Origin of the sequence: Exiguobacterium profundum (assembly GCF_042652865.1) — a bacterium.
GTDB classification, from domain to species: Bacteria; Bacillota; Bacilli; order Exiguobacteriales; family Exiguobacteriaceae; genus Exiguobacterium; species Exiguobacterium profundum.
This window is the reverse complement of sequence record NZ_JBHSHG010000001.1, coordinates 493,947-510,674: the sequence shown is the minus strand read 5'-3', so window position 1 is coordinate 510,674 and position 16,728 is coordinate 493,947. Positions and strand designations below refer to the sequence as shown.

Sequence of the window (16,728 nt, the reverse complement as noted above, 5' to 3'; positions counted from 1 at the left end):
CTTCCCTCTCCTTAACTAAACGTGACCGCTAAGCGGGCTTGTGCAATTTTGTCAACCGGTAGCGATACCGCTTTTTTTCTTGTCTTGATGCGTGTCTCGATCACGACCGTTTCCCCATCATATGCCGTCAAAATTCCTTCAAACTCTTTGGCACCATCGATCGGAGCGAACGTTTTCATGTAGACATTTTTGCCTACCGCACGTTCAAAATCGCTCGGCTTTTTCAGCGGACGCTCCGCACCAGGACTCGAGACATCAAGATAATAAGCCTGTTCAATCGGATCGGTTTCGTTTAGTTTTTCCGAGAGCTGTTCATTGATATTGACGCAATCGTCCAAATCGACGCCCCCCGGCTTATCGATATAGACGCGCAAGAACCAGTCTGGACCTTCCTTAACAAATTCCACATCGACCAATTCCATGTTTTCTCGTTCTACGATCGGCAACGCAATCGATTCAACGACTTCTGTTATTTTGGACACTCTCATCCCTCCTTCTGGCTTTTACATACAAGAAAGGAGTAGGGTTCCCTACTCCTTTCCGTCGTAGTATCCAACTTTGTTCGATACTAATATATCATATTTTCCCGATAAATCGCAACTTACACCCCAAAATCAAAGAATGAGAGTTGGTTCTCATCAGGCAGACCTTCGAGACATTTCATCGTATCGAGTGTCTCGATGACCGTTTTCGAAAGTTTCGCACGTTTCCGCAAATCTTCTTTCGAAAGGAACTGTCCTTCTTCCCTTGCTTCGACAATCGCTTTTGCCGCATTCGTTCCCAGTCCATCGACCGCGTTGAAAGGTGGAATCAGCGTATTGTCTTCAATCAAGAACTCTGTCGCACTCGACCGATACAAGTCGATGTTTTGGAACTTCATTCCCCGCTCGAGCATTTCGAGCGCAAGTTCGAGGACCGTGTGTAGCCCTTTATCCTTCGCTGTCGCATCGAACCCTTTTTCTCGAATATCCGACATCGCCTTACGAACGGCCTGGGGACCTTTGATCATCGCGGATAAGTCAAAATCTCCCGCTCGAACGGTAAAGTACGTCGCGTAGTACAGAATCGGATGATGTACTTTAAAGTATGCAATCCGGACCGCCATTAACACGTAGGCAGTCGCGTGTGCTTTCGGGAACATGTACTTGATTTTCTTACAAGACGAGATATACCATTCCGGCACGTCATTCTCTCGCATCTCGGACTCCATCTCTTCCGTGAGCCCTTTCCCTTTCCGGACGGATTCCATGATTTTAAAGGCGAATGACGGTTCGAGGCCCGCGTAAATCAGATAGACCATGATGTCATCTCGACAACCAATTACATCCTTCAGTTCGCACGTCCCGTTATAAATCAATTCGTTCGCGTTCCCGAGCCAAACGTCTGTTCCGTGGGATAGACCGGAAATTTGAACGAGCTCCGAGAACGTCGACGGTTTTGTCTCTTCAAGCATCTGACGAACGAATTTCGTCCCGAATTCTGGAATCCCGAGCGTCCCGGTTTTCGATTCAATCTGTTCTGGTGTCACCCCAAGCACTTCTGGTGAAGAAAAAATCTTCATGACTGTCGGGTCATCTGTCGGAATCGTCTTTGGATCGATACCAGACAAATCCTGTAACATCCGGATGACGGTCGGGTCATCATGCCCGAGAATATCAAGTTTCAATAAGTTGTCATGGATGGAGTGGAAGTCGAAGTGAGTCGTCTTCCATTCAGACGAATTGTCATCCGCCGGATATTGAATCGGGGAGATATCCGCGATATCCATATAGTCCGGTACGACGATGATACCCCCTGGGTGTTGCCCCGTCGTCCTTTTTACACCGGTGACCCCAGAAACGAGACGGTCGACTTCGGCGTTCCGGTAAATCTTATCGTTCTCGGTCGCATAGCCTTTCACGTATCCATAAGCCGTTTTGTCGGCAATCGTTCCGATTGTCCCGGCACGATAGACGTATTCTTCTCCGAACAGTACTTTTGTATAGGCGTGGGCATGCGGTTGATATTCACCTGAGAAGTTCAAGTCGATATCCGGTACTTTGTCCCCTTTGAAACCAAGGAATGTCTCGAACGGAATATCATGACCGTCTTTTTTGTACCACGTGCCGCACTCCGGACACTCCTTGTCTGGCAAGTCATACCCCGAACCGACCGATCCATCATTAAAGAAATGTGAGTGCTGACAGTTCGGACAGACGTAGTGAGGCGGTAGCGGGTTGACTTCGGTGATTTCCGTCATCGTTGCGACGAGACTCGACCCGACCGACCCCCGCGAACCGACCAGATATCCATCATCGAGTGATTTTTTAACGAGTTTATGTGAAATCAAATAAATGACGGCGAACCCGTGACCGATAATCGATTTGAGCTCTTTCTCAAGACGCGCCTCCACGATTTCAGGCAACTCGTCTCCATAGATGGAGCGAGCCATGTCGTAGCTCATATTCCGAACCTCATCATCTGCCCCTTCAATTTTAGGTGTGTACAAATCATCCGGGATGATTTGAATCGACTCAATCTGATCGGCGATTGCATTCGGATTCGTGATGACGATTTCACGCGCTAAATCGTCACCTAAAAACTTGAACTCTTCCATCATTTCTTTTGTCGTCCGGAAGTGCGCATGTGGTAATTCCTTACGCGTATTGATGAAGTTTGCCCCACCTTGTGTACGAATCAAGATTTCGCGATAAGACCGGTCGGACCGATCTAGATAGTGCACATTCCCTGTCGCACAAACCGGTAACTCGGCCTTCTCGGCGACACGAATGATGCGCTTAATGATTTCGCGGAGTTCTAATTCATTCGTCACAATCTCTTTATCAATCAAATGGTGGTAGAGTGCCGGGGGATGAATCTCGATAAAGTCATAAAATGACATCATCTTCTCGAGTTCATCATCCGACTTGTTCAAGGCGGCGTCAAAAATCTCCCCGTTATCACAAGCCGAACCAATCAATAATCCTTCTCGCCGTTTCACAAGCTCGGAACGTGGCATGCGTGCCATCCGATACAAGTAATCGATGTGAGATAAGGAGATGAGCTCGTATAAATGACGAAGTCCTGGCTTTTTGTTTTTCGCGTAGATGGTCGCATGGAACGGACGAATCTTCGACACGTCACTGCCGACTTTCGCGTTCAACGAGCGATGTGTCGTCATTTCGAACATCTGCTTAGCGAGATCGAGTAACTTCATGAGCAAATACGCCGTTGCTTCCGCATCGTAAATGGCACGGTGATGTTGTGTCAGTTCGATATCGAATCGCTTCGCGAGTGTATTGAGTCGATGATTCTTCAACGTCGGCATCAGCGTTCGAGCAAGTTCGAGCGTGTCGATGACCGGGTAATCGTCCGGTTCATGCCCACCACTACGGAGTGTCGCCTCGAGGAAGCCCATGTCGAATGACGCGTTATGGGCAACGAGAATGCTGTCGCCACACCACTCGACGAACTGTTTCGTGATCACTTCCGGGTCCGGTTGACCTTGAACCATGTCATCCGTGATCCCTGTCAATTCGATGGTGGTCGCTGACAAGGCATGTTTCGGGTCGGCGAACGCTTCAAACCGGTCAATGATTTCTCCGTCCTTGATTTTAACCCCAGCGAGTTCGATGATTTTATTGTAGACGGCAGAAAGTCCCGTCGTCTCGACATCGAAGACGACGTATGTCGCATCATCCAATGCCACATCGGTCGCATGATAAGCGACAGGGACACCATCGTTGACGACGTTCGCCTCGACTCCGTATAACACTTTGATATCATTTTTCTTCCCGGCGTAATAGGCTTCCGGGAACGCCTGAACTCCAGCATGGTCGGTAATGGCAATGGCACGGTGTCCCCATTTTGCGGCACGAGCGACGAGCGACGAGACATTTGTGACGGCATCCATTTGGCTCATCTGTGTATGCGCGTGAAGTTCGACGCGTTTCTCACCTTCCCATTCGTCACGTGGTGGTTCTACTTTCACTTCTTGAAGTTGAGATGCCATCATACATAGTTCGCGCATGAACGAATCATCTTCGACCCGACCGGCCGTTTGAATCCACATCCCTTTTTTGACGGCACTAAGCATACGGTCGTCATCGTCATCGCGTGCAAATACCTTCACAATCAATGAGTCTGTGTAATCCGTCATCTTGAACGTGAATAGTTTCTTACCACTCTTCAACTCTTTGCGCTCTGCTGAGAAGACGAGTCCACGAATCGCGACACGTCGTTCTTCCTCGATAATCGTCTTGATTGGGACAATCTCATCTTTAATGAGCGCACCCATCCGGATTTCTGTAATCGGTTCGTCGTTCGTTTCTGTTGCCTTGGCGAATTGGGCAGCCAGTGCCATTTTCGCTTGTTCGATATCTTCTTGAACGACCTGTTCGCGAAGGGCTTGATTTGCCTCAGCGTCTTCCGAAAATTGAGCCTGACACGGTTTTTTTGTGAACCCATAGGCACTATAGAGCGCCTGTACTTCTTGACAGAGCTCTTTGTCCACATAACTCGCCTCAGGTGCGGAACGCACCGGAATCATAAGTTTGTTCTGCTCGAATCGTGGCGAAACGGAGCCGAAATAACTGCGCATCGCGCCAGATACTTGGCTCAACTCGCTGACGATTCGTGGCCAATAGTCGATATAGTCTTGCTCGCTCCCACCCGCTACTGTCGAGAACCGAGCGTACACCTCATCCGCAAACGTTGCATAACGGCTTTCTAGTCGACTCATGAACAATTGATGCACGTCGTATGGCAATACTGCTGGAAATGAAAAATAGAACGTCCACGTCCGTCGCTTCTTATTGACGACGAGTCGTGAGAGTTCGGCCTGATCAAACAGGTCCGTCTCGGTCGTGATCCCAAGGTCACTTAATAATAATTGCATCTTTTGATTTGCTTCCACGGGTCCGTCTTTCCCCCTTTATGCCAATTCGACAAATGAAGGTGACCGCTTCCGCTGTCACCTTCATCCATTAATGAACTTCGCTAAATTTTGAAGCGATGACTTCTTTCAATTCATCGATTGATGTTTCAATCACTTCACCTGTTGCACGTACTTTCACTTCAACGATGCCTTCGCCAGCTTTTTTCCCGACGTTCACGCGAATCGGGAGTCCGATCAAATCTGCATCGGCAAACTTTACGCCCGCACGTTCTTTCCGGTCGTCGAACAAGATATCGTATGTTTGACCGAGCTCTTCATAAAGACGGTTCGCCAACTCGACTTGCGTCTCATCTTTTGCGTTGATTGCAATCAAATGGAGATCGAACGGCGCTACGTTACGTGGCCAAATGATTCCACGGTCGTCGTGATGTTGTTCGACGATGGCTGAAAGTGTGCGTGACACCCCAATGCCGTAGCAACCCATGATGAGTGGTTCGGCACGACCCTCTTCGTTGAGGAATGTCGCACCCATCGCTTCTGAATATCGTGTTCCGAGTTTAAATACTTGTCCCACTTCAATCCCACGAGCAAAACGAACCGGACCGGACTCATCCGGTGCCAAATCGCCTTCGACAACGAAACGTAAATCGTGGTATGTCATCTCGGCAAGGTCGCGCGCAGCATTTACACCCGTGTAGTGTGTGTTCGCCTCGTTAGCACCACAGACAGCATCCACTAAGTATTTGACCGCATAGTCGGCAACGACTTTGACTGGAGCGTTAATCGGTCCGAGTGTACCTGGTGCACAGTTGAACAACTCAACGATTTTCGCTTCTTCTTCGAGTTGAATGTCGAGTCCACCGAGTGCGTTCTTCACTTTGACTTCATTCGCTTCGTGGTCGCCACGAACGATTGCCATGACGGTTTCGCCATCCACGTTAAACAAGACAGATTTGATTGTCGTCTTCGGATCCACATTCAAGAATGCCGCCACGTCCTCAATCGTACGATTTTCTTCCGTGTTCACTTTTTCGAGGGGACGAACGTCAGCTTGTTGCATCTCATAACGGTCGAGCGTTTCGGCCATCTCGATATTCGCCGCATAGTTCGACGTGTCCGTGTAGACAATTGTATCTTCACCAATATCCGCAAGCGCTTGGAATTCATGCGTGTCTTTCCCGCCGATTGCCCCAGAGTCTGCGACGACCGGACGATACTTCAGTCCTGTACGGTCGAAGATACGTGAGTAGGCATTATACATGTTGGTATATTCTTCATCTAAGTCTTCTTGTGTCGCGTGGAATGAATAGGCGTCTTTCATCAAGAATTCGCGTCCGCGCAGCAATCCAAAACGTGGTCGACGCTCATCACGATACTTCGTTTGAATCTGGTACAAGTTCATCGGAAGTTTTTTATACGAGTTGAGCTCGTCTCGGACGATCGATGTAATCAATTCTTCGTGTGTCGCACCGAGTGCGAAGCGACGGTCATGACGGTCCGTCAAGCGCATCAACTCAGGACCGTAAATACCCCATCGTCCTGTCTCTTCCCAAAGTTCTGCCGGTTGGATGGCAGGCATCAATAGCTCTTGAGCTCCGGCACGATTCATCTCTTCACGGATGATCGTTTGGATGTTGTGTAACACTTTATGTCCGAGTGGAAGATAAGAATAAATTCCTGCCGCATTTTGACGGATGAATCCTCCACGGACGAGGAGTTGATGGCTGACTGCTTCCGCGTCAGCCGGCACTTCTCTCAATGTAGGCATGAGCAATCTAGATTGTTTCATACAGTTCAACGTTTCCCTTCTCTACAAACAGCTTATTTAAAGAATGATTGAATGTCGTTCCAAGTGACAATCAACATTAAAATCATCAAGAGTGCGAATCCGATAAAGTGGACGAATCCTTCCTTTTTCGGATCGATTGGACGTCCGCGTACCGCTTCGAACAAGAGGAAAATCAAACGTCCTCCGTCTAACGCTGGCAATGGGAGCAAGTTGAAGATGGCAAGGTTGACGGAGAGAAGCGCTGTCCAATTCAACAGCATGATCAAACCGCTCGCCGCTACTTCATCTGTCATCCGTACAATCCCGACCGGACCTGCTAGTTGATCGACACCGACTTGTCCTGTCACCAAATCACCGACCGCAGAGAAGATCAGCGTCGACATCGTCCATGTCGTTTCCGCCCCCGTCGTCACGGCTTTGACCGGTGATCGTTCGAGCGCGTTCGTGACACCAAGAATCCCGACCGTCTCTCCGTTTTGTTCGACTGCTTGTGGTGTAAGGGTGACAGTTGCTTCCTCTCCATCACGGACATACGTGACTTCCGTAGGGGTGTCCGCGCGGTCTTCTAAAGCAGATCGCAAGTCGAGCCAATCGGTAATCGGCTCGCCTTCAATCGAGACGATTTCATCCCCACTCATCAAACCAGCCTCATCAGCGGCTGAATCCGGTTGAACCGTACCAATTTGACCATCGTTCGTTGGGGTTCCTTGAACGAGCCCAACAATGATGAGCAAGATGAACGCCAAGACAAAGTTCATCGCCGGACCGGCTGCGATGGCCAAGACACGCTTCCAAACCGACTGGGCCCCAAACGTTCGATCATACGGTGCAATTTGAATTTCCATCCCTTGGTCGACAAGGAGTGTGTCTCGCTCTAATGAATAGACCCGCACTTCCTCATCGATGAGAAGTTGAACTTTCAACTCATGTGTCGAATCGAACTTATCGACGGTTCCGACGACATGGACATCTGTAGCCGTGTCCGGTTGGAAGTAGACACGATCGACCGTCCCCTGTTCAGTGAGACGAAGTCCGACATGCTGACCCGCTCGGACTTCAATCGGTTCAAAATCTTCTCCGGCCATTTTGACGTAGCCACCGATTGGTAAAAGACGAATGGTATAGAGCGTTTCATTTTTACGGAATGAAACAATTTTTGGACCGAATCCGATTGCAAACTCGTGACAGAGAATGCCTGCCCGTTTCGCCATGACGAGGTGTCCCCATTCGTGTACCGAAATGAGAACGCCAAACATCAAAACGATGGCGATAAAAGTCGTCATGATTTATTCCCCACCTTCAATTCCTTGCTGAATCTGTTGACGTACTGCTTGGTCAACTTCTAGAATTTGCGCGAGCGTCGGCTCGGCAATGACCTCATGTCGAGCCATCGCTTCTTCGACGAGTCGTTCAATCTCTAAAAACGTGATCTGACCGTTCAAGAATAGGTCCACTGCCACTTCATTGGCTGCATTCAAGACGGTCGGCATGGAACCACCGGCTCTTCCTGCTTCGAACGCTAACCGGAGTGCCGGGTAACGATTGAAATCAGCCTCTTCAAAATGCAGCTTTCCGATTTCCTTCAAGTTTAACCGCTTATTCCCCTCGATTTCAAGCCGCTTCGGTCCCGATAGCGCATAAAGGATCGGACCACGCATATCCGGGTTTCCAAGCTGGGCCATCACGGCAGCATCTTTAAATTCGACCATCGAATGAATAATCGATTCACGATGCAAGATGACTTCAATATCATTATAATCGATATCGAACAGCCAGTGTGCCTCGATGACTTCCAAACCTTTGTTGAACATCGTCGCCGAATCGATTGTGATTTTTGCTCCCATTGACCAGTTCGGATGATTCAGTGCGTCTTCAACAGTCACATCAGCCAGCTCATCACGTGAACGATCACGGAAACTACCGCCTGAAGCCGTTAGAATAATCTTTGATACATCTTCTCTTCGTTCCCCGTTCAAACATTGATAAATCGCGGAGTGTTCACTGTCGACAGGCAATAGGTTGACCCCATGTTCTTTCACGGCCGCTTTGACAAGATGTCCTGCGGTAACGAGTGTTTCCTTGTTGGCGAGTGCAATATCTTTCCCTGCTTGAATCGCCGCAAGCGTCGGTTCGAGTCCAACTGCTCCAACGACTGCCGTCACGACGATGTCAGCCCGTTCTGCCGTCGCACACTCTTTCAGCCCCTCCGGTCCAATAAAATAGAGAGGTTCATATGTAAGACGTGGCTTCAACTGTTCGAGTACTTCGATACTCGTTGCCGACACATATTTTGGTCTAAGTCGATTGATCCATTCCGTGGCGACATCGACGTTCGTTCCGAACGCATACGCCTCAAGTTCAAACAGGTCGGGGTGCTGTTCGATGACGTCACAAGTTTGAACGCCAATCGAACCAGTCCCACCAATTAAGCTAATTCGCTTCATTTCGACACTCCTTTTTAAAGCAGATTAAACACCCAAATGACGGTAAAGACCGCAATCATACTATCAAACCGGTCTAAAATGCCACCATGTCCTGGTAACAGGTGACCCGAATCTTTGACTCCATACTGGCGCTTATAAGCAGACTGCACCAAATCTCCGAGCTGTCCGACTACCGCCACGACAATCGCTAAAATGACGACCTCAATTATCGGCAAGATCGGATCAATCCAGACGAAGATGATACCGAGTACAATCGCAGACACAATGCCCCCAATCGCCCCTTCAATCGTCTTGTTCGGACTAATCGATGGCCATAATTTGGCTTTCCCGAATGCCTTTCCGGTAAAATATGCTCCCGAGTCCGTCGCCCAAATCATAAACAAGATCAGCAACACTTTCGATAGACCGTCCTCAGAGAGCCGGACTAACGCAAAACTAGAGAAACCGACGACCAAATAGACCGCTGAGACGAAGTAAAAACTAGCGTCTTCATACGTGAACCGATTTTTCGTGACCACTGTCCAAAACAGCAACAGCACGAGCCCTAAGACGAGCCATTGTTCAATCGAGAACGGAAGTTCATCCGTGACAACCTGATTCTCAATCAATAATAAGAGGAATGGGAACGCCACGAGGAGCGCTGTCACCAAGAACGGAAACGCCAACAGCTTATGCTGTCGCATCAACGTGAATTCACTCAATCCGATGAGTGCTAAAATCCCCATCAATGAAACAAATGCATTTCCTCCAAGCGCAATTACCGTGATGAAGATGGCTCCTGCCCATAGTCCTGTAATAATACGTGTCTTCATGTTACACCCCACCAAAACGTCGCGTGCGCGCGTTGTATGATTCAATCGCTTCTACAAAATGCTCACGCTTAAATTCCGGCCACAATACTTCTGTGAAATGAAGTTCAGCATATGCGCTTTGCCATAATAAAAAGTTAGAGAGTCGTTGTTCCCCGCTCGTCCGAATAACGAGATCCACGTCTTGAACGTGTGTCATGAGTCGTTCACCAATCATACGGTCATCGATATCGTCTGCCTGAACCAAACCGGACTGAACGTCTCCTGCAATGCTGCGCATCGCTTGAACGAGCTCATCCCGTCCCCCGTAGTTGAGTGCGAAGACAAGATTCAACCCTGTGTTCGCAACGGTCCGTTCTCTCGCCTCGTTAACGGCTTCTCGTGTCTCTCGTGGGAGTTTCGACGTATCTCCCGCAACGAGCACTCGTACATTCTGTTCGTGGAGTTCTTTCAAATCGGTCTCCAAAAACTGTTTCGGTAGTTTCATCAAGAATGAGACTTCCTCTTCCGGACGAGTCCAATTCTCTGTAGAGAACGCATAAAGCGTCAGAGACCGAATCCCGAGTTCTTGTGCTGTTCGTACCGCTTCCCGGATGGACTTCATCCCTTCCCGGTGACCCATGATGCGAGGGAGACCACGTTTTTTGGCCCAGCGTCCATTTCCATCCATAATGATGGCTACGTGCTCAGGAACACTTAACTCCGCCTCGATTTTCGTTTTAGGATTCACCCATTTAAACATTCTGTTATCCTCCTGATTGTATGAAAGAAGGACCCTCTCAGAAAAAGGGTCCCCACACAGCTTTTTGGTATACCACTTCCGTGATTACACTTCCATGATTTCTTTTTCTTTAATTGCTGCAGATTCATCAATCTTCTTGATATACGAATCCGTCAACGTTTGAACGTCATCTGCATATCCGCGGAGATCGTCTTCTGTTAACTCGCCATCTTTCTCGAGTTTCTTCAAGTTTTCATTTGCGTCACGACGAACGTTACGGACAGCGACTTTCGCTTCTTCTGCGTATTTTTTCGTGACTTTAACTAATTCTTTACGACGTTCTTCCGTCAATGCAGGAATCGCCAAACGAATGACCGTACCGTCAGATGATGGAGACAAGCCGAGGTCTGCCTTTTGAATCGCTTTCTCTACTTCAGAAACCATTGACTTATCCCATGGTTGAATCAAAAGTAGGCGCGCTTCTGGTGTATTGATGTTTGCCACTTGATTGAGTGGTGTTGGGACACCATAGTAATCAACTTGGACAGGATCCAAAATCGATGCGCTGGCACGGCCAGTGCGAAGCGTTCCAAAATCACGTTTAAGTGAAGAATGCGCTTTTTCCATTTTTTCTTCAGCTGTTTTCAATACTTCTTTGACACTCATGAATTGACTCCTCCTACTACCGTTCCGATATGTTCCCCGAGAACGACACGTTTAATGTTACCTTCTTCAAGCAATGAGAATACAATCAATGGAATGTGGTTGTCCATACAAAGTGACGTTGCTGTCGAGTCCATGACTTGAAGTCCATCCTTTAAGACGTCAAGATAAGACAACGTATCGTACTTCACTGCCGTCGCGTCCAATTTCGGATCAGCTGAATAGACGCCGTCCACATTGTTTTTACCCATTAAGATGACATCAGCTTCGATTTCAGCCGCACGGAGGGCAGCTGTCGTGTCCGTTGAGAAATATGGGTTTCCTGTGCCGGCCGCAAAGATAACGACGCGTCCTTTTTCAAGATGACGCATTGCGCGACGACGAATGTATGGTTCAGCAACTTGTCGCATTTCAATTGATGTTTGGACGCGCGTTTGGACACCGTACGTTTCAAGGCTATCTTGAAGAGCAAGTGAGTTCAATACAGTTGCGAGCATACCCATGTAATCTGCGTTTGCCCGATCCATCCCGAGTTCACTACCCGTCTTTCCACGCCAAATGTTTCCGGCACCTACAACAACGGCGACTTCTACACCCATCTCGATCAATTCTTTAATTTGACTTGAGATTGAGTTTACAATGTTAGGGTCGATCCCGTAACCTTGATCTCCAGCGAGCGCTTCTCCACTCAATTTTAACACAATTCGTTTATATTTCGGTTCCATAACTTTGCCTCCTCTTGCTTGAAAAAAGGGAACACGCTCCCTTAACGAACTAACTCAAGGTTATACAGACGTGTTCCCATTTTTAGTTGCATCACTGATTGTGACACAGATTATTTTTTAAGTTGGTTCATAACTTCTTCAGCAAAGTTCTCTTCACGTTTCTCCATACCTTCTCCTACTTCGAAGCGTACGAACGAGTTGATTTTTCCGCCTTTTGATTCTACGTACTTACCAACTTTGAAGTCGCTGTCTTTTACGAACGTTTGGTCAACGAGGCAGATTTCCTCGAAGTACTTGTTCATACGACCAGCAATCATCTTCTCAACGATGTTAGCAGGCTTGCCTTCGTTAAGTGCTTGCTCAGTCAAGACTTTCTTCTCGCGGTCGATTTCTTCAGCTGATACTTCATCGCGTGTCGCGTAAAGTGGACGTGCTGCAGCAACGTGCATTGCAACGTCTTTAGCAACTGTTTCGTCAGATGTGCCGTCGATTACAACGACTGACCCGATGCGACCACCCATGTGGAGGTACGTACCGAATACTGCATCGTCAGCTTTTTCAAGAACAGCTACACGACGGAGTGAGATTTTCTCTCCGATTGTCGAAGCTTCTTCTTGAATGTACGTTTCAAGTGTTTTACCTGCTTCGTACTCAGCCGCGAGTGCAGCTTCTGCAGTTGTTGCGCCTGATGCGAGTACTGCTTTTGCTACGTTGTTTACGAGTGTTTGGAACTTCTCGTTCTTCGCAACGAAGTCTGTTTCTGAGTTGATTTCGACGAGCACAGCTTTGTTGCCTTCAACTGCTACTGCTGTCAAACCTTCAGCGGCGATACGATCACCTTTTGCTGCTGCTTTAGCGATTCCTTTTTCGCGAAGGAAGTCGATTGCTGCTTGCATGTCACCGTCTGTTTCAACGAGTGCTTTTTTGCAATCAAGCATTCCTGCTCCTGTTTTTTCACGAAGTTCTTTTACCATTGCTGCTGTAACTGCCATCGGAAATTCCTCCTTGTAAAACTAACGAATTTTAAGAAAAAGCACAGGGCTTTTTGATTACATGTCCTAAAAAAAGGTGATAAAAGGCTTTCCCTTTATCACCTATTGTCTCACTGATTACTCAGCTTCTGTAGCTTCAGCTTCTGTCGCTACAGCTTCTTCAGCAACTTCTTCTTCACCTTGCTTCGCTTCGATGATTGCATCTGCCATCTTAGAAGTGAGCAATTTAACTGCACGAATTGCATCGTCGTTCGCTGGGATTACGTAGTCGATTTCGTCTGGGTCACAGTTTGTGTCGACAATCGCAACGATTGGGATGTTCAATTTGTGAGCTTCCGCGATTGCGATACGCTCTTTACGTGGGTCAACGATGAAGAGGGCGTCAGGCACACCAGGCATATCCTTGATTCCGCCGAGGAACTTCTCAAGACGAGTCATTTCTTTCTTCAAGATGATGACTTCTTTCTTAGGAAGTACTTCGAACGTGCCGTCTTCTTCCATTTTTTCGAGTTGCTTCAAGCGGTTGATACGCTTTTTGATTGTTGAGAAGTTAGTGAGTGTTCCACCCAACCAACGCTCGTTAATGAAGAACATTCCAGAACGGATTGCTTCCTCTTTGATTGTATCTTGAGCTTGTTTTTTCGTACCAACGAAGAGGACGTTTCCGCCTTCTGCCGCGAGTTCACGAACAAAGTTGTAAGCTTCGTCTACTTTTTTGACCGTCTTTTGAAGGTCGATGATGTAGATCCCGTTACGCTCTGTGAAGATGTATTTCGCCATTTTTGGGTTCCAACGGCGTGTTTGGTGACCGAAGTGTACACCAGCTTCAAGCAATTGCTTCATTGAAATTACTGCCATGATAAATTTCCTCCTTGTGGTTTAAAAAAGTCCTCCGCCTCGTTCATTGTTGTATTCCGACCTTTCGGCACCGAGGAATATCATCCCGAGACGTGTGTGATGTGTTTAACACCGAGAATTACTATAGCATATGTCACGAAATCCGGCAACTCTCACTTTTTACGAAGTTTCGCATAAAGCGCAAGCTCGCCCTCGCCTTTTCCGAGGATACGGGCAGCGTCCCGCACGGAATGTCGCAACAAGACATCGTCCACGTCGATTGACGCGGACGGGGTCGTCTCTTCTGTCGCCTCTACGACCGTTTGGACGGACTCATTGACAGGGAGCGATGAAGCTTCTTCCTGTTGAACCACGTTCGAACGTTCAACGGGTTCTTGAACAACGAGGTCGTTCATCGACTCCATAAATGAAAGAAGCAACGTTTCGGTCTCTTGCTTCTCTCGTTCGAGCCGTTCGACTCGTTCCTGAAGCGCTTGGACTTGTCGGTAGCCGAATAAAAAACCGTAAGCAACCAAACAAGCTGTGATCACATATACAATATACACTTGTTCATCTCCTTACGATGTCTTTTCTTCTAAATAGGACCGACCGAGCGCGTGTTTTAATGTCTTTAACGCTTTGGAATGAATTTGCGAAATCCGTGATGTTGACAGTTCGAGCACTTCCCCAATCTCCGTCAACGTCAGTTCGTCAAAGTAAAACAAAGAGACGACGAGTCGTTCTTTTTCGGATAGATGGTCGACTTCTGCTGCCAGCACATCAATCAATTCGCGTTGCAACAACGTATCTTCTGGCTTTTCAGAATCCGGGTCGAAATACGTGACAGACATGACTTTTCCTTCTTCTTGCAACGTCACGGCCTCATCAATCGACAACATATTGGCAAAGTACCCTTCCGCCATCGTTCGTTCGATTTCTGCAATCGGTAAGTCGCATGCCGAAGCTAACTCGCTCTTCGTTGGAGCACGATGTAACGACTGTTCAAGCTGTTCTGCCACCTGATCGATTTTTTTCACTTTTTCTCGAACCGACCGAGGTAACCAATCCACTTTTCGTAAACCGTCGATAATGGCTCCACGAATCCGAAACGCAGCATACGTATCAAATTTATTATTGTGCTCTGGATCATATTTCATAAGGGCATCGTACAATCCCATGTAACCCAAACTTTTCAATTCGTCGCGTTCGACGCTCTTTGGAAGCGTCACGATCATCCGTTGTACGTGGTAGTGGATGAGAAACTCGTAATGTGCTAGTAATTCGTTTGCTGTATCCATATCACGGTCCATATTCCAGCGATCCCACAACTGTGTAAGATGAGTCGTCATGTCGATCCCCCCTTATAGTTCTTTCGTACCCACGCTCACCGTCCGAATCGATAAGACAGATGTTGCGACATCAAACTCGATTGTCCGCCCGTTATGTCCGCCACAATCTTCTGCCACGAGCGGAATACGATGGACTTTTAATGCTTGGCGGATGGCCTCGGCGTTTCGCTCACCGATTCGCATCGCCTCGTTCTCATATTTAAACTGAAACATCTGAGCGCCGCCTGCCATCTTTGCTTGAAGCCGTGTGGCCCCTTCTCGTTTCAATGAATGCACGAGTGTATCAATGGCTGTATCTGCGTATTTTCCTACTTCAATCGTCTGGTTCTTACGAGCAATCGTCGAGTCCGGCAACATGACATGTGCCATCGCTGCCAATTGGAGGCGGGTGTCATATAAAATGACACCCACACATGACCCGAGTCCGGCTGTACGTAACCGATTTGGTGCGGTCGTCTGCTTCCATTCGGCAATGCCGATTTTTAATACATCAGCCATTGCCAAGCAACCGTTCTTGAATCCGTTTGAGCGACCCATGTGTTGGTAGGAACAACACATGTCCTGCACTTACTTTTTGATCAATCATAAATGTCGTGTCGATATAGAGCGCCGCGTCTTCCTCAGGTTGTACAGACGTGACGACAAATTCAACAATCGAACCTGCCATATCGATGGCCGTTGCCGGCACTTGAATCATAATCGGTGTCTGTAACCAGTCACCTAGCGCTCGCGCATAAGCACCGCTCATAATATTCCCGACCTCTTCCCAAGCCGATTGGCCGAGCTCATCAAAAGAATCAAATGAATATGGCATCCCAATCAAGGTCGAAACCATTTGCTCGGCATCTTCCACGGCAAACAAAATGAGAATCATTCCACGAATATCACCATCTAATTCCAACAAGACCGAGGCAACATGTCGTTCCGGACCGCCGACTCGCTCTGGTAAATAGGTGATCGGTTCCATTTCGGCAGAAGACACGGTAATGTTCACCGGTTTCGACAGCATTGCCGACAAGGCAGTCGCCGCATGTCCAGACCCTATATTTCCCAGTTCCTTTAACAGGTCTTGTTCAAACTCACTCAGCATACTGTTCCTCAAACAACGCATTCGCATCGAGTAAAGAGAAGAGTTTATCTTCTCCTTTTGCGATGGCTGTCAGATGTGCCGAGAGCATATCGCGGCTCGATTCCGGAATCGGTTCGATTCGTACTTCGTCGCTTTCCACGACCTCATTCGCACGGTCGACGATAAATCCGGCATCTCCTTGATTCAACGAGGCGATCAGGATGCGCGTCTCATCCGTTGGTTCGATTTCTTCGTAGCCGAGTCGCAAGCGAAGGTCGATGACCGGCGTGACGACACCACGAAGGTTGATGACACCTTTCACATGTGACGGTGCGTTCGGCACTCGTGTGATCGGCTGAAGTCGCTCGATTGAACGGACCGACTGTACGTCGATCCCATACGTATTTTCTTCAAGTGAAAAGACTACCCATTTCTGTTCCATCAATATTCCTCC

At 48.0% G+C, this 16,728-nt stretch carries 16 protein-coding genes; all 16 read right to left on the bottom strand.

The window, feature by feature from the left end; genetic code table 11:
* Nucleotides 1-11 precede the first annotated feature (11 nt).
* Nucleotides 12-488 (bottom strand): ribosome maturation factor RimP, encoded by a 477-nt coding sequence (gene rimP / locus ACFO4U_RS02625; RefSeq protein WP_193343250.1) that lies wholly within the window; start codon nucleotides 486-488, stop codon nucleotides 12-14.
* 113 nt (nucleotides 489-601) lie between these two features.
* Complete coding sequence (locus ACFO4U_RS02620; protein WP_214691051.1) at nucleotides 602-4,894, bottom strand: PolC-type DNA polymerase III; 4,293 nt, start codon at nucleotides 4,892-4,894, stop codon at nucleotides 602-604.
* A 70-nt stretch (nucleotides 4,895-4,964) separates the two neighbouring features.
* Nucleotides 4,965-6,665: a proline--tRNA ligase gene (locus tag ACFO4U_RS02615; RefSeq protein WP_214691278.1), complete on the bottom strand. Its 1,701-nt coding sequence runs from the start codon at nucleotides 6,663-6,665 to the stop codon at nucleotides 4,965-4,967.
* 32 nt (nucleotides 6,666-6,697) lie between these two features.
* Nucleotides 6,698-7,948 carry an RIP metalloprotease RseP gene (gene rseP / locus ACFO4U_RS02610; protein WP_015881422.1) on the bottom strand — a complete coding sequence of 417 codons (1,251 nt, stop codon included), beginning with the start codon at nucleotides 7,946-7,948 and terminating at the stop codon, nucleotides 6,698-6,700.
* Between the two features lie 3 nt (nucleotides 7,949-7,951).
* Nucleotides 7,952-9,109: a 1-deoxy-D-xylulose-5-phosphate reductoisomerase gene (dxr, locus tag ACFO4U_RS02605; RefSeq protein WP_196430551.1), complete on the bottom strand. Its 1,158-nt coding sequence runs from the start codon at nucleotides 9,107-9,109 to the stop codon at nucleotides 7,952-7,954.
* A 14-nt stretch (nucleotides 9,110-9,123) separates the two neighbouring features.
* The gene (locus tag ACFO4U_RS02600) at nucleotides 9,124-9,921 is read right to left on the bottom strand and encodes a phosphatidate cytidylyltransferase (RefSeq protein WP_159562101.1); all 798 of its coding nucleotides are present in this window, start codon (nucleotides 9,919-9,921) and stop codon (nucleotides 9,124-9,126) included.
* Between the two features lies 1 nt (nucleotide 9,922).
* Nucleotides 9,923-10,660 (bottom strand): isoprenyl transferase, encoded by a 738-nt coding sequence (locus tag ACFO4U_RS02595; RefSeq protein ID WP_159562100.1) that lies wholly within the window; start codon nucleotides 10,658-10,660, stop codon nucleotides 9,923-9,925.
* Between the two features lie 84 nt (nucleotides 10,661-10,744).
* A complete protein-coding gene (gene frr / locus ACFO4U_RS02590; protein ID WP_031421698.1) occupies nucleotides 10,745-11,305 on the bottom strand; it encodes a ribosome recycling factor in 561 nt (186 codons plus the stop codon).
* On the bottom strand, nucleotides 11,302-12,027 hold the full coding sequence (gene pyrH, locus ACFO4U_RS02585; RefSeq protein WP_015881417.1) for a UMP kinase: 726 nt from the start codon (nucleotides 12,025-12,027) through the stop codon (nucleotides 11,302-11,304). Before pyrH ends, frr begins: the two co-directional genes overlap by 4 nt.
* 110 nt (nucleotides 12,028-12,137) lie before the next feature.
* Nucleotides 12,138-13,019, bottom strand: a complete 882-nt coding sequence (tsf, locus tag ACFO4U_RS02580) for a translation elongation factor Ts (RefSeq protein ID WP_078146717.1) — start codon at nucleotides 13,017-13,019, stop codon at nucleotides 12,138-12,140.
* Between the two features lie 117 nt (nucleotides 13,020-13,136).
* Entirely contained in the window at nucleotides 13,137-13,877 is a 741-nt protein-coding gene (gene rpsB, locus ACFO4U_RS02575) for a 30S ribosomal protein S2 (protein ID WP_015881415.1), read from the bottom strand.
* Nucleotides 13,878-14,029: 152 nt separating this feature from the next.
* Nucleotides 14,030-14,422: a hypothetical protein gene (locus ACFO4U_RS02570; protein WP_074037229.1), complete on the bottom strand. Its 393-nt coding sequence runs from the start codon at nucleotides 14,420-14,422 to the stop codon at nucleotides 14,030-14,032.
* 12 nt (nucleotides 14,423-14,434) lie between these two features.
* Nucleotides 14,435-15,205, bottom strand: a complete 771-nt coding sequence (locus tag ACFO4U_RS02565) for a FliA/WhiG family RNA polymerase sigma factor (RefSeq protein WP_159562099.1) — start codon at nucleotides 15,203-15,205, stop codon at nucleotides 14,435-14,437.
* 12 nt (nucleotides 15,206-15,217) lie between these two features.
* The gene (locus ACFO4U_RS02560; RefSeq protein ID WP_031421691.1) at nucleotides 15,218-15,703 is read right to left on the bottom strand and encodes a chemotaxis protein CheD; all 486 of its coding nucleotides are present in this window, start codon (nucleotides 15,701-15,703) and stop codon (nucleotides 15,218-15,220) included.
* Nucleotides 15,696-16,295 carry a chemotaxis protein CheC gene (locus ACFO4U_RS02555; RefSeq protein ID WP_015881411.1) on the bottom strand — a complete coding sequence of 200 codons (600 nt, stop codon included), beginning with the start codon at nucleotides 16,293-16,295 and terminating at the stop codon, nucleotides 15,696-15,698. Before ACFO4U_RS02555 ends, ACFO4U_RS02560 begins: the two co-directional genes overlap by 8 nt.
* The gene (locus tag ACFO4U_RS02550; RefSeq protein ID WP_015881410.1) at nucleotides 16,285-16,716 is read right to left on the bottom strand and encodes a chemotaxis protein CheW; all 432 of its coding nucleotides are present in this window, start codon (nucleotides 16,714-16,716) and stop codon (nucleotides 16,285-16,287) included. Before ACFO4U_RS02550 ends, ACFO4U_RS02555 begins: the two co-directional genes overlap by 11 nt.
* Nucleotides 16,717-16,728: the final 12 nt, after the last annotated feature.

Bases quoted from the DNA above. Each gene is read 5' to 3' on its own strand.
- dxr (WP_196430551.1), bottom strand. From the start codon at position 9,109: ATGAAGCGAATTAGCTTAATTGGTGGGACTGGTTCGATTGGCGTTCAA.
- ACFO4U_RS02555 (WP_015881411.1), bottom strand. From the start codon at position 16,295: ATGCTGAGTGAGTTTGAACAAGACCTGTTAAAGGAACTGGGAAATATA.
- tsf (WP_078146717.1), bottom strand. From the start codon at position 13,019: ATGGCAGTTACAGCAGCAATGGTAAAAGAACTTCGTGAAAAAACAGGA.
- rseP (WP_015881422.1), bottom strand. From the start codon at position 7,948: ATGACGACTTTTATCGCCATCGTTTTGATGTTTGGCGTTCTCATTTCG.
- ACFO4U_RS02565 (WP_159562099.1), bottom strand. From the start codon at position 15,205: ATGACGACTCATCTTACACAGTTGTGGGATCGCTGGAATATGGACCGT.
- rpsB (WP_015881415.1), bottom strand. From the start codon at position 13,877: ATGGCAGTAATTTCAATGAAGCAATTGCTTGAAGCTGGTGTACACTTC.
- ACFO4U_RS02615 (WP_214691278.1), bottom strand. From the start codon at position 6,665: ATGAAACAATCTAGATTGCTCATGCCTACATTGAGAGAAGTGCCGGCT.
- ACFO4U_RS02550 (WP_015881410.1), bottom strand. From the start codon at position 16,716: ATGGAACAGAAATGGGTAGTCTTTTCACTTGAAGAAAATACGTATGGG.
- ACFO4U_RS02560 (WP_031421691.1), bottom strand. From the start codon at position 15,703: ATGGCTGATGTATTAAAAATCGGCATTGCCGAATGGAAGCAGACGACC.
- ACFO4U_RS02600 (WP_159562101.1), bottom strand. From the start codon at position 9,921: ATGAAGACACGTATTATTACAGGACTATGGGCAGGAGCCATCTTCATC.
- rimP (WP_193343250.1), bottom strand. From the start codon at position 488: ATGAGAGTGTCCAAAATAACAGAAGTCGTTGAATCGATTGCGTTGCCG.
- frr (WP_031421698.1), bottom strand. From the start codon at position 11,305: ATGAGTGTCAAAGAAGTATTGAAAACAGCTGAAGAAAAAATGGAAAAA.
- pyrH (WP_015881417.1), bottom strand. From the start codon at position 12,027: ATGGAACCGAAATATAAACGAATTGTGTTAAAATTGAGTGGAGAAGCG.
- ACFO4U_RS02595 (WP_159562100.1), bottom strand. From the start codon at position 10,660: ATGTTTAAATGGGTGAATCCTAAAACGAAAATCGAGGCGGAGTTAAGT.